The sequence below is a fragment of the Agrobacterium sp. ST15.16.024 genome (assembly GCF_027956545.1).
Lineage (GTDB): Bacteria > Pseudomonadota > Alphaproteobacteria > Rhizobiales > Rhizobiaceae > Agrobacterium > Agrobacterium cucumeris.
The window spans coordinates 462,907-474,542 of sequence record NZ_JAQKGO010000001.1 but is presented as its reverse complement, the minus strand read 5'-3'; the positions used below and the strand labels follow the sequence as shown (position 1 = coordinate 474,542).

At 58.8% G+C, this 11,636-nt stretch carries 15 protein-coding genes; 9 read left to right on the top strand and 6 right to left on the bottom strand.

What is annotated here, in order from left to right; genetic code table 11:
* Positions 1–132 precede the first annotated feature (132 nt).
* The 6 genes from PL640_RS02325 to motA form a co-directional block, all read right to left on the bottom strand.
* Positions 133–570 carry a hypothetical protein gene (locus PL640_RS02325; protein ID WP_142841134.1) on the bottom strand — a complete coding sequence of 146 codons (438 nt, stop codon included), beginning with the start codon at positions 568–570 and terminating at the stop codon, positions 133–135.
* 5 nt (positions 571–575) lie between these two features.
* A complete protein-coding gene (gene flhB / locus PL640_RS02320; protein ID WP_271360674.1) occupies positions 576–1,658 on the bottom strand; it encodes a flagellar biosynthesis protein FlhB in 1,083 nt (360 codons plus the stop codon).
* 127 nt (positions 1,659–1,785) lie between these two features.
* Positions 1,786–2,829, bottom strand: a complete 1,044-nt coding sequence (fliG, locus tag PL640_RS02315) for a flagellar motor switch protein FliG (RefSeq protein WP_046800589.1) — start codon at positions 2,827–2,829, stop codon at positions 1,786–1,788.
* 27 nt (positions 2,830–2,856) lie between these two features.
* Entirely contained in the window at positions 2,857–3,396 is a 540-nt protein-coding gene (gene fliN, locus PL640_RS02310) for a flagellar motor switch protein FliN (RefSeq protein WP_271360673.1), read from the bottom strand.
* Positions 3,397–3,460: 64 nt separating this feature from the next.
* Positions 3,461–4,420, bottom strand: a complete 960-nt coding sequence (locus PL640_RS02305; protein ID WP_269698657.1) for a FliM/FliN family flagellar motor switch protein — start codon at positions 4,418–4,420, stop codon at positions 3,461–3,463.
* Positions 4,417–5,289, bottom strand: coding sequence for a flagellar motor stator protein MotA (motA, locus tag PL640_RS02300; protein ID WP_046800586.1), 873 nt, complete (start codon positions 5,287–5,289; stop codon positions 4,417–4,419). Before motA ends, PL640_RS02305 begins: the two co-directional genes overlap by 4 nt.
* Before the next feature lie 185 nt (positions 5,290–5,474).
* Here motA and PL640_RS02295 point away from each other — a divergent pair, with 185 nt between their 5' ends.
* The 9 genes from PL640_RS02295 (at position 5,475) to flgA (ending at position 11,601) form a co-directional block, all read left to right on the top strand.
* On the top strand, positions 5,475–6,254 hold the full coding sequence (locus tag PL640_RS02295) for a DUF1217 domain-containing protein (protein WP_271360671.1): 780 nt from the start codon (positions 5,475–5,477) through the stop codon (positions 6,252–6,254).
* A 1-nt stretch (position 6,255) separates the two neighbouring features.
* Positions 6,256–6,990, top strand: a complete 735-nt coding sequence (gene flgF, locus PL640_RS02290; protein WP_142841128.1) for a flagellar basal-body rod protein FlgF — start codon at positions 6,256–6,258, stop codon at positions 6,988–6,990.
* A gap of 11 nt (positions 6,991–7,001) precedes the next feature.
* Positions 7,002–8,408, top strand: coding sequence for a flagellar protein export ATPase FliI (gene fliI, locus PL640_RS02285; RefSeq protein WP_142841126.1), 1,407 nt, complete (start codon positions 7,002–7,004; stop codon positions 8,406–8,408).
* 4 nt (positions 8,409–8,412) lie between these two features.
* Entirely contained in the window at positions 8,413–8,976 is a 564-nt protein-coding gene (locus tag PL640_RS02280) for a hypothetical protein (RefSeq protein ID WP_269698660.1), read from the top strand.
* 161 nt (positions 8,977–9,137) lie between these two features.
* Complete coding sequence (gene flgB / locus PL640_RS02275) at positions 9,138–9,530, top strand: flagellar basal body rod protein FlgB (protein ID WP_046800582.1); 393 nt, start codon at positions 9,138–9,140, stop codon at positions 9,528–9,530.
* A 3-nt stretch (positions 9,531–9,533) separates the two neighbouring features.
* On the top strand, positions 9,534–9,953 hold the full coding sequence (flgC, locus tag PL640_RS02270) for a flagellar basal body rod protein FlgC (RefSeq protein WP_046800581.1): 420 nt from the start codon (positions 9,534–9,536) through the stop codon (positions 9,951–9,953).
* Entirely contained in the window at positions 9,950–10,285 is a 336-nt protein-coding gene (locus PL640_RS02265; RefSeq protein WP_046800580.1) for a flagellar hook-basal body complex protein FliE, read from the top strand. Before flgC ends, PL640_RS02265 begins: the two co-directional genes overlap by 4 nt.
* Before the next feature lie 18 nt (positions 10,286–10,303).
* Positions 10,304–11,092 carry a flagellar basal-body rod protein FlgG gene (flgG, locus tag PL640_RS02260; protein WP_003503427.1) on the top strand — a complete coding sequence of 263 codons (789 nt, stop codon included), beginning with the start codon at positions 10,304–10,306 and terminating at the stop codon, positions 11,090–11,092.
* Positions 11,093–11,112: 20 nt separating this feature from the next.
* Positions 11,113–11,601 (top strand): flagellar basal body P-ring formation chaperone FlgA, encoded by a 489-nt coding sequence (gene flgA / locus PL640_RS02255; protein ID WP_142841122.1) that lies wholly within the window; start codon positions 11,113–11,115, stop codon positions 11,599–11,601.
* Positions 11,602–11,636 lie beyond the last annotated feature (35 nt).

Sequence of the window (11,636 nt, the reverse complement as noted above, 5' to 3'; positions counted from 1 at the left end):
GTTCCTCGCTTCCCCAGTCGGTTTTGCGCAAAGCTGCAGGCTTCAGGCAAGGTCGGGCGAAAAAGCGATCAAACAAAACCTTTGCGACCGCCATTTCGGCAGTCGCAAAGGATAATCATCCGGTGGTGATATTCAGGCCGCTTCGCCCTGGCGGGTCGCAACGAATCGGGCCGCCATCAGGCTTCTGCGCAGGAACTCGGTATTCTCATCCGGGTTTTCCGACGGGTTCTGAAACGAAACATGATTGATCTCGACCGCCGCATGTTCATTGGCGAGGATCAATTGTGCGTAGACCGTGGCACCCTTCGGTTTGATTTCGAGATCGAGAACGATCTCGGGGGCGCCTTCCCATTCGAGCTTGTATTCGCCGCCCGCACCAAAATTGATCGTGCCGGGATGATAATAAAGCTCAGCGGCGGAAGAGACGAGGTCGGCGATGCTGCCATAGCACTCGAATCGGAGCAGCGAAATCAGGTCTGCCGGGTCTAGCAATCGTAATTCGGTAGCGATCGGGTTGATCGCCTCTGCGACGATCATTTCCCGCTGTTCAGAATAGGCGGATTTTTTCATTGGTTTTATTGAACCCGTATTTTCGATGACTTCATGGCGTAAACCCGATGAACGAGCTCAGCCACAGCCTTATAAAAGGCTGGTGGAATCACACTATCGATCGAGACTTGCGCAAACATGGAGCGTGCGAGCGGTGGGTCTTCAAAAACTGGGATATTGTTTGCTTCCGCAATCTCGCGGATTTTCAATGCGATAAGGTCCTGGCCCTTGGCGACGACGACAGGCGCGTCACCTTCTTCGCGCACGTAACGCAGCGCCACCGCAAAGTGTGTCGGGTTGGCGATGACAAGTGTTGCGCGCGGCACATTGTTGATCATGCGGCGGCGGGCGCGATCGCGGGCGATCGAACGCTGGCGGGATTTGACCACGGGGTCGCCCTGCGATTGCTTGTATTCTTCCTTCACCTCGTGCTTCGTCATCTTCAGCTGGCTGAACCAGTGGTGGCGCGTCCACAAGAGATCGACGGCGGCAAGCAATGCGGTCGAAAGCAGGATCACGATCATCATTTTTTTGACGATCTCGACGACCCTGACGAAAATCACCTGCGGATCGGAAAACATCAGGTCGATGAGGCTGTAGAAATCGCCGCGCAGCGACATGAACATGATGATCGAGACGATCAATATCTTGAACAGCGACTTGCCGAATTCGACGAAGCCCTGCTTGCTGTAAATACGCGTGAACCCCTTTGCCGGCGAGATGCGCGACCATTGCGGACGCACCCTCTCAAGCACTGGCGATGGCAGGTTCTGGAGAAACGACGAGGCAAGGCCGAAGACGATGAACATGATCATGGCCGGCATGAGCAGATAGGCCATGGACGTGCCGAGGAAATAAAGCAGCGACAGGGCATCAGGCCGGGTGCTCAAGTCCCATTGTTCGGGCTGACCGAACAGGTCTTTCAGCGTGACGCCAAGCCGGCCGGCGCCATCAGGCAAAAAGAAGACCAGATAACAGTAAAAGGCGAGCGACGAGGCAAAGATCGGCACTTCCCGAGAGAAGGGAAGATTGCCCTTCTCAGCCGCATCGCGGAGCTTTTTCTCCGTCGGGGCTTCTGTTTTACTGTCCTTGTCCTCATCGTCTGCCAAGGCACGTTCCCGGGATCAAAAAAAGGCCCGCCGATCCCGGCAGGCCGCCATCCCGAAACTAACGCCCGAGACCGGCCATCGCAATGGCCGGTTCTGTCCAAAGCGCGGGTTATCAACCGGCTTCCGCTCAAGCGGCGGCCGATTGTTCTTCCGCGCCGGCTTCCTTCAGCTGGATCTGGCCGGAATTGGCCAGACGGATAGCTTCCTGGGCGACCGCGCGGCGGGCAATCGCCACTTCGCGGGTGTTGACCGAGGCCTGCGGTACGGCGAGATCCGATTCGATCATGCGGCGCTGGCGCGGGCTGATGCTGGACAGCACACATTCCTTGATTTCCATCGTGGCGCCACGCAGCGCCATGGTCAGAACGTCGGCCGAAACATCGTTGAGCAGCATGACGCGGCTGCGCTGCGGCATGAACATGAGGTCGTCGAAGAGGAAGATCTTCGGCTTGACCTTGTTTGCGGCTTCCTTGCTGAGCGTCTCGAGCGAGCTGAGCAGCGTATCGACCTGCGGCTTTTCCAGCTCGTTCATCAGATCGGCAACCTTCGTGGAGCCGCCCGCATTGCGTTCCGCCTCGATCTCGTTGATCAGATTGATCACACGCTTCTCGATGATCTGGGCAGCCGTCGGGCTCACTTCCTTCATGTTCACCGTGCGGTTCATGATATCGGCGCGCTGCTCTTCGGGAATGGTCAGGAGAACCTTGGCACCGAAGGACGAGGGCAGCATGGAGAGGATATAGGCGATGGTCTGGGGATGCTCGCGCAGCAGGAACTTGCCGACGAATTCCGGCTCCGCTTCCTGCAGGCGATCCCAGATCGAGGCTTCATAGGCCTGGAAGGCGGCACGGCGGCCAAGCAGGCTGTCCACCTCTTCAGGGGTCAGTCCTTCTTCGAGAATGCTTTCAATTGCCTTGGCATTGTCCATGAGACCCGTTCCTTCGGTGAACAGGTCTTCGAACTCCGCCACGATCTGCGCGAGTTCATCCGGAGGAATGACGCGCAGGGTCTGGGCCGAGGAAATGATCATCTGCAATTCGTGCTGCGTGAAAAACTTCAGCAGCTTGCCGGCGACGCCCTTGCCCATGGCAAGCAGCACCGCGGCCGCCTTGTCGGCCTGAGACAACGGCTTGCCCGCAAGGGGGTTACCGAAATCCTCGAAGTCCATCATGGTCTTTCCTCTCCGTCCCCACAGGGATCAGGCTTTTCTGGTACTCATTACTTCAATCAATTTTACGCCGAAGCGCGTATCGTCGTCTTCAAGTACCGTTATCTCACCGCGCGCAATACGGCGGCCATTCACCATGATCTCGACCGGCTCGCCAATCTTGCGGTCAAGCGCAATCGTCGCACCCTCTTCAAGGCTCATCAGCCCCGAAACCAGCATACGGCTGGTGCCGAGAACGATCTGGACATCGATCGGGATGTCCATGATCAGTTCCATGTTTTCGGACAATCCGCTGCCAAGCGGCGCCTTCACACCCGCGACCTGCGGGGCGGCAGCGAAATCATCCATTCCAAAATCGGCGGATCCGCCACCGAAGGCAGAAAGGTCGGTGTCGGTGGAAGCATCATCCGCGCTTCCGAAATCGCCGAAGTCGCCAAAATCGGACAGTGAACCTTCTGCATCCGTCTTGAGGACGCCACGCAGATCGCCGATAGCCTGGTCGAGGTCGCCGGCATCTTCCAGCGACGGCAGCTCCGCATCATCGGTCACAGGTGTTTTCTTCGTAGCCATGCGCTGATTATTCCCTTTGAAACTTGCGTCAGCCTGCCCAGAGCCCCGAAAGGGCGAGCAGGATTTAACCCATCAGATGTCGCAAAATCTCGTCGTCCGTGCTGACATTGTTCTTCACCCGAACCATGTAGCGCTCACCGGACTTGCCGAATTCGCAATTATAGAGCTTGGAGCCGTTGGCGCTGACCTCGACGCCGATATCGTCCTGCTTCAGATCCTGAAACGGAATGACATCGCCGGCCACCAGTTTGGAAATCGTCCGCAAGGTCAGCGTTTCGAGCTTGATGCGCGCCTCGAGTGTTACCTGCGATCTCTTCACCTGCTGCGAGATCATCTCCATCCATTCCTCCTGCTTCTTCAGCGCCTGGGCCGAAGCCTTGGGTGCGACGATGGAGGTCTTGAGCAGTGGCCGCTGCGGCACGATGAGAGAAAACTCCGACGAAACCTTGCCGATATCGATCTTCATGCGGATGGTGACGCCGTAAAGGCCGGCAATCATCTCGTCGAAGGCGCTTTTTCCATTGGCACTGAACGGCGGGTCGATTGTCGCCTCGAAACCGCCCGGCGCGTTGACGCCGGAACGCAGTACGCCCGCGATGCGGCCAAGAACCATGGCCGCAAGGTCAAGCTCGATGTGCGACAGGTTGCGCTCGTCGGGTTCGCCGATGGTGTCGGGTGCCGCACCCAGCATGCGTTCCATGAGCGCGATGACAAAGCCGTTGCCGACCGCCATCATGAAATTGGGGCACCAGTTGCGCAACGAACAATCGGCAACCGATACATTCTGACCGACATTGGCGATGAGATCGGTCATCAGCCCCGATTCGGAACCGATATATTCGACGTCGATCGCGATGCCGGTCTCGCTGTGAAAGATATCGGGCAGGAATTCGCTGTAGAGATGACCGATATCGGAGCCGATCCTGGCGATCGTCTTGCGGTCGGAAAGTCCTCCCGTCAGCTTCGCAAGCAGGGCGGTGTCGATGGCGGGGGCTCTTTGCGCTGCAGCTTTTGCCATTGTCATGCCGCCTTGTTTTCGCCGCCGGGATTCATCATCTCCTGCTCGACGGCGTCGATGGACGGCCGCTCGTAGTTGGAGATGGTCTTGCGGCCATATTCAAGCGCGACCTGCGGCACCGAGCCGTTCATGTAGGCGATCAGCGTCTGCTTGACGATGATATAGAGGCGGTGCTGCTTGGAGCGGACGATCTTGACCTGCGATGCGAGCGGGTTGCAGATCGAGTAGGACAGGATGATGCCGAGCATGGTGCCGACGAGTGCGGCGCCGATCAGGCCACCCAGGACTTCCGGCGATTCGTTGATCTTGCCCATGGCCTTGATGACGCCGAGAACCGCCGCGACGATACCGATGGCGGGGAAGGAATCGCCCATGGTGGTGATCGCGTGGTAAGGTTTCAGCTTGTCGTAGAGGATGGTTTCGATTTCTTCATCCATCAACGCCTCGATTTCGTGGCTGCGGGCATTGCCGATGATGATGAGACGAACGTAGTCGCAGATGAACGAGGTCAGTTCCTTGTTCTTCAGAACCGAGGGCGCCGACTGGAAGATCGAGGATTCTTCCGGATTGTCGATATGCGCTTCGATCTCGTTGCGCGATTTCGTGCGCAGGTCGCGCATCAGCGAATAAAGCACGCCCAGCACGTCGAGATAGTTGCGCTCCTTCGGGACCGAGTGTTTGAAGGCCTCGCCGAGCGCCTTGCCCGAATCTTTCACGACCTTCATCGGGTTCGCCATGATGAAGCCGCCAAGCCCCGCTCCGCCGATAATCAACAGTTCGAACGGCTGAATGAGGACGTCCAGATGGCCGCCCATCGCCATGTAGCCGCCGATGATGCAGCCGAAGGTGATTATAAGTCCAATTACAATATTCATTGATCGACCACGCCCGAACAGTGTTCCATGCCGCCATCTCTAGAAAATGTGGCTTGCGTGAACCTGTCCGCTACGCCTCTTTCATGCTCCTCCCGCAACCAGTTTCGCACAAGCAAGCTACGGCAATATGCCGGCAAAGGCGGACGTGCGCCTAGAGATCGGGATCAAACGAGAGCGGCGGTTCAGTGACTTCCACCTACACCAGCTACAGACTGATCAGTCAGGACATCGGCAAGTCGCTTGAGCGCGTGTCGAAGCAGCCTGACGTGGCGCGCGAAACCGAATATTACCGGGCAAAAATCGGCGATGTGAAATCCATCGACGACTTCATGGCCGATACGCGCCTTTATAATTACGCGCTGAAAGCCCATGGCCTTGAAGACATGGCCTATGCGAAAGCCTTCATCCGCAAGGTGCTGACGGAAGGCACCTCGGACAAAAATGCCTTCGCCAACAAGCTTTCCGACAATCGTTATGCGGATCTGGCGAAATCGCTGAATTTTGCCGAGCTGGGAAAAGCTGCGACCACGACCGAGGCGGCACAATCGGGCACCATAGAGAAATATGCCCGCCAAACGCTGGAGCAGACAGCCGGCGATGACAATAACGGCGTCCGGCTTGCCCTTTATTTCGAGCGCAAGGCACCGACGATCAAATCAGGCATGGATTTCCTGGCCGATGACGCGCTCGCGCAGGTGTTCCGCACAGCCTTCAACCTGCCTGACGAATTTGCCGCTGCAAGTGTCGAGAAACAGGCCGCTCTCATCGAAAAATCCATCAAGATCAAGGATCTGCAGGATCCTGAAAAGGTCGGCAAGCTGCTGGAGCGTTTCACCATCATGTGGGAAATGCAAAACCCCTCGACGACCTACGACCCCCTGGCCGTTTTCGGCTCCTCCAGCGGCTACGGCATTTCCCCGGACCTGCTGATTTCCATCAACTCCCTGAAACTCGGAGGCAAATGATATGCAATCCGGACTATATGTCGCCCTGTCCTCGCAGATCGCGCTGGAGCGCCGTCTCACCACCATTTCCGATAATATGGCGAATGTGAACACGGTCGGCTTCCGCGGCTCCGAAGTGAAATTCGACGAAATGGTCGCCAAGAACCACAATGACATGAATGCCAAGGTGGCCTTCGTTTCACAGGGCAACGACTATCTCTCCACCCGCCAGGGCGCTTTCGAGCAGACCGGCAATTCCTTCGACTTCGCTATCAAGGGCGACGCCTGGTTCTCGATGGAAACGCCTGATGGCCAGATTCTCAGCCGCGATGGCCGTTTCACCATGCGCCCGGACGGCGCGCTGATCTCGTCGAACGGTTATCCCGTCCTTGACGCCGGCGGCGGTCCCATCCAGCTCAATCCGAATGGCGGACCGATCACCGTCGGTCTCGACGGTGCCATCAGGCAGAACGAGAACATCGTCGCCACGCTCGGCATCTTCAGGGCGGATTTCTCGCAAGGTTTCCTGCGCCATCCCAATAGCGGCGTGAAGCCCGTGGCCCAGCCGACACCGGTCGTCAACGATCACGAGGTCGGCGTCGTTCAGGGCTATCTCGAACAGTCGAACGTCAACGGCATTTCCCAGATGACGCAGCTCATTCAGGTCAACCGGGCCTTTGAGAGCATTTCCTCGCTGATGCGCGATACCGAATCCACCTTCGGCGAAGGCATCAAGACGCTTGGCGGCGCGCGTTAAGGAACTGAACAATGACAATGCCGGAAACCATGCTCTCGGCTGAGGCTATTTCACCGAAGCTTGCCCAGCTGGCGAGCCTCGCCGGGCACTATGCCGATCCGGAGTTCTCGGTGGCGCCGGGCGGCCATGTCCGCACCATCGCCGCCGGACACTATACGGTTTCCGGCCTGTCGCGGCATGTGAGGCTTGGCGAGTTCGTCGCCCATCGCAGCACGACCGGCATCCATCTCGGCGAAGTCGTGCGCGTGGAGCCGGATATCTGCTATGTCTGCCCCATCGAACCCGGTGAACCGATCGGCATCCACGACACCGTCATCCGCAAGGGCGCTTTCCGCGTCGCGCCTGACGACAGCTGGTGCGGGCGCACCATCAATGCACTTGGCGAACCTATCGACGGCCAGGGGCCGCTTTCCTCCGGTACAGAGCGCCGGTCGATCTCCAACAACGCGCCGCCATCCATGACGCGCAAGCGTGTGGAGACGCCTTTCAAGACCGGCGTGCGGGCAATCGATATTTTCTCTCCCTTGTGCCTCGGCCAGCGCCTCGGCATTTTCGCCGGTTCGGGCGTAGGCAAATCCACGCTGCTGTCGATGCTCGCCAAGGCCGACGCTTTCGACAAGGTAGTGATTGCGCTGGTCGGCGAACGCGGACGCGAAGTGCGCGAATTCATCGAAGACACGATGGGCGAGAATATGAGCAAGTCCATCGCTGTCGTTGCGACGAGCGATGAAAGCCCGATGCTGCGCAAGATGGCGCCGCTTTCCGCCGTCACCATTGCCGAGCACTTCCGCGACAAGGGCGACAACGTCCTTCTCATCATCGACAGCGTCACCCGTTTTGCCCATGCGATCCGCGAAGTGGCGGTTGCCTCCGGCGAGCCGCCGGTGGCGCGCGGTTATCCGGCCTCTGTCTTTACCGAACTGCCGCGCCTTCTGGAACGGGCGGGACCGGGTGCCGAAGGCACCGGCACCATCACCGCCATCGTCTCCATTCTGGTCGATGGCGACAACCACAACGATCCGATCGCCGATTCGACCCGCGGTATTCTCGACGGCCATATCGTGCTGGATCGAAGCCTTGCCGAAGAAGGCCGCTATCCGCCGATCAATCCCCTCGCCTCGATCTCGCGTCTTGCCAAAAAGGCATGGACGCCGGATCAGGAAAAACTGGTCTCACGCCTGAAGGCGCTGGTGCATCGCTTCGAGGAAACGCGGGATCTGCGGCTCATCGGCGGTTACCGGCCCGGCACCGACCCCGATCTCGACATGGCGGTAAAGCAGGTGCCGATCATCTACGAAACGCTGAAACAGCTTCCGAACGAACCGGCGGCGCAGGACGCCTATGCTGATCTCGCGACGGCGCTGCGTGGCGGAGTGCAGAACAATCAGCCGCAGGTAAACCCGAGAATGAGAGGCTGACGCCGTGAAAAAGAAAAAGATCGACAATGGCGACGTCGAGGATGCACGGCCGCAGCCGCCTTTCTTCACGCTCGACCGCATTCTGGCCTGGACGGGAATTGGGCTTGCCGCAGCGGCCGCCTTTTTCCCCTGGTATGTGTTCTTCAATGAAGACAAGTTTGGGATAAAGGTGGCGGGCGGTGACCGCACTCGCGACCTGCCCCACACCGGCCCGCGCGAAGTCTTCAGCGTTTCGCCGATGGCCATGACCAACCGCAACAAGGAAGACATGCCGCCACCGGCCGAACTGCCTGACATGCTGACGACGGCGACAGTCAACGCCAGCGGCAAGGAAAAGCAGAACGATCTCGCCGCCCGAGTGGAAGACCAGCCCTTCCCCGGCCAGACGTCGTTCCGCCTGCTGCATGTTTCCAACGGTCGGGCGCTGATCGAGGATGGATCGGGCATGTATATGGTGCGGGTCGGCTCGACATTACCCGACAATGCGCTTCTGACCAAGATCGAGCAACGCGGCGGCGAATGGCAGATCGAAACATCCTCGGGTAAAACTTATCGTCCTGAAAAATAGACGAATTTTTCTTCCTTGAAAAAAGGCGCGCCGCCTCTGCGGACGCGCCTTTTTTGTTTCACGGATGACCGTTCTGCCGCCGTTCGACGCCTTCGCCCCTCCCCGCAAGTCTGACGCAAGATTAGCCCCTTAGGTTCGGGCCATACGAGATGGAGAAGTCTATGCAACCGATTCAACTGTTCGATCTGGCATCCCGCCAAGCGGAATGGCTGAGCGTGAGGCAGGAAGTCGTGGCGACCAACATCGCCAACGCCAACACACCCAAGTTCCACGCCAAGGATGTCAGCCCTTTCGAAGCGGTCATGCAGGCCACCAGCCAGCAGGTCGGCATGGCAAAGACCCATCCCGCCCATTTTGGCGCGAGCAACCTCAGCGAAAATATCGCCGTGCGTGACAACCCGGTCAATAACGAGATCGGCATGCAGGAATCCGGCAATTCGGTCGCGCTTGCGGAAGAAATGACCAAGACCGGCGAGATCAAGCGACAGTACGACCTGAACGCCAATCTCGTCAAATCCTTCCATCGCATGATGCTGATGACGGTTAAGAGGTAAACCATGGATCCCTTGAGTGCGGCGAGCAAGATCGCGGGCAGCGGCCTGGAAGTGCAGTCCACCCGACTGCGCGTCGTGTCTGAAAACATCGCCAACGCCAGATCGACCGGCGACACCCCCGGCGCCGACCCCTATCGCCGCAAGACCGTTACCTTCGGTTCCGAGCTCGACCGCGTCAGCGGCGTGGAGCGCGTGACGGTGAAGAAGCTCGGCGTCGACCGTGGTGACTTCGTCAACGAATACGACCCCGGCAACCCCGCCGCCGACACCAACGGCATGGTGAAGATGCCGAACGTCAACATCCTGATTGAAATGGCCGACATGCGCGAAGCCAACCGCAGCTATGACGCCAACCTTCAGGTCATCCGCCAGACACGCGACCTCGTCGCCTCCACCATCGACCTTCTGAAGGCATCGCAATGATCGACGGCATCAAGCAACTCAGTTCCCTTTCGCTCACGCGCGGCGCAAGCGACATTTCCTCGCTGACGGAAAGCGTTTTCGGCAGCCAGCAGACGACGCCCGCCCAGCAGACGGGCGCAAGCTTCGCGAGCGTTCTCGGCAACGTATCGCTGGATGCGATGAACAACCTGAAGAAGGCGGAAGTCGCTTCCTTCGAAGGCATTCAGGGCAAGGCGAACACGCGTGAAGTGGTCGATGCCGTGCTTTCGGCCGAGCAATCGCTGCAGACCGCCATCGCGCTGCGCGACAAGATCGTGTCGGCCTATCTCGACATTACCAAGATGCAGATCTAGCCCAGCGGGAATATTGATATGAGAGCTCTTGCAATCGCCGCCACCGGTATGGACGCCCAGCAGACCAATCTGGAAGTCATCGCCAACAACATCGCCAACATCAACACCACCGGCTACAAGCGCGCGCGTGCGGAGTTCACCGATCTGCTCTACCAGACCGAGCGCATGCAGGGCGTGCCGAACCGCGCCAACCAGGCGATCGTGCCGGAAGGTGCCAATATCGGTCTCGGCGTGCAGACTTCGGCTGTGCGTAACATCCACACCCAGGGCAACCTGATCGAGACCGGCAACAAGCTGGATGTGGCGATCATCGGACAGGGCTGGTTCCAGATCGAGGCAGCTGACGGTTCGACGCTCTACAGCCGCGCTGGCGCCTTCAACAAGAATGCCGACGGCAATCTGGTGACGGTCGATGGCTATAATGTCATTCCCAACATCAACATCCCGACCGACGCGCAGGACATCACCGTTACCCGCACGGGTCAGGTGACGGCCCGTATCGGCAATGCCGCTGACTTCACCGAACTTGGCCAGCTGACCATCGCCAACTTCGCCAACGAAGCCGGCTTGAAGCCGCTTGGCGACAACCTCTTTGCCCAGACGCCGGCTTCCGGCGACGCGGTCATCGGCGTGCCTGACGATCCGAGCTACGGCTACATCAAGCAATCCTACCTTGAAGGCTCGAACGTCGACGCCGTCAAGGAAATCACCGACCTGATCACGGCGCAGCGCGCCTATGAGATGAATTCCAAGGTCATCACCACCGCTGACGAAATGGCATCGATTGTCAGCAAGAACCTGAAGTAAGAACGGAAAGGCAGGCGGACATGAGGTTTGGCCGAAAAAATAACAGCTGCAGAACGGCGCTCGTCCGTATGTGCCTGGCGTCTGCCTTTTCACTGGTTGCCATGGCGCCGGCCTTCGCCCAGGCGCCGATGGCGTTGGTTCCCACCCGCACCATCTATCCGGGCGAGGCGATTACGCCCGAGCAGGTGAAACCGGTGGAAGTGACCAATCCCAACATTTCCTCAGGTTACGCGACCGATATCAGCGAAGTGGAGGGCATGATCTCCAAGCAGACCCTGCTTCCCGGCCGCACCATTCCGGTTGCGGCATTGCGCGAACCATCCCTGGTGGTGCGCGGCACCAGCGTCAAGCTCGTTTTCACCATCGGCAACATGACGCTGATGGCGTCGGGAACGCCGATGACCGACGGCTCACTGGGTGAAGTGGTGCGGGTGCGCAACATCGATTCCGGCGTGATGGTCAGCGGCACGGTCATGAAGGACGGAACCATTCAGGTGATGGCGAAATGAGATTGCTTCGTATCCTGGCCGCGGCCATTCTGTTT

What these genes read in the sequence shown, in the direction of transcription:
- PL640_RS02325 (WP_142841134.1), bottom strand. Translation starts at nt 570, where the DNA reads ATGAAAAAATCCGCCTATTCTGAACAGCGGGAAATGATCGTCGCAGAG.
- fliG (WP_046800589.1), bottom strand. Translation starts at nt 2,829, where the DNA reads ATGATGGACTTCGAGGATTTCGGTAACCCCCTTGCGGGCAAGCCGTTG.
- fliN (WP_271360673.1), bottom strand. Translation starts at nt 3,396, where the DNA reads ATGGCTACGAAGAAAACACCTGTGACCGATGATGCGGAGCTGCCGTCG.
- PL640_RS02305 (WP_269698657.1), bottom strand. Translation starts at nt 4,420, where the DNA reads ATGACAATGGCAAAAGCTGCAGCGCAAAGAGCCCCCGCCATCGACACC.
- motA (WP_046800586.1), bottom strand. Translation starts at nt 5,289, where the DNA reads ATGAATATTGTAATTGGACTTATAATCACCTTCGGCTGCATCATCGGC.
- flgF (WP_142841128.1), top strand. Translation starts at nt 6,256, where the DNA reads ATGCAATCCGGACTATATGTCGCCCTGTCCTCGCAGATCGCGCTGGAG.
- fliI (WP_142841126.1), top strand. Translation starts at nt 7,002, where the DNA reads ATGACAATGCCGGAAACCATGCTCTCGGCTGAGGCTATTTCACCGAAG.
- flgB (WP_046800582.1), top strand. Translation starts at nt 9,138, where the DNA reads ATGCAACCGATTCAACTGTTCGATCTGGCATCCCGCCAAGCGGAATGG.
- flgC (WP_046800581.1), top strand. Translation starts at nt 9,534, where the DNA reads ATGGATCCCTTGAGTGCGGCGAGCAAGATCGCGGGCAGCGGCCTGGAA.
- PL640_RS02265 (WP_046800580.1), top strand. Translation starts at nt 9,950, where the DNA reads ATGATCGACGGCATCAAGCAACTCAGTTCCCTTTCGCTCACGCGCGGC.
- flgG (WP_003503427.1), top strand. Translation starts at nt 10,304, where the DNA reads ATGAGAGCTCTTGCAATCGCCGCCACCGGTATGGACGCCCAGCAGACC.
- flgA (WP_142841122.1), top strand. Translation starts at nt 11,113, where the DNA reads ATGAGGTTTGGCCGAAAAAATAACAGCTGCAGAACGGCGCTCGTCCGT.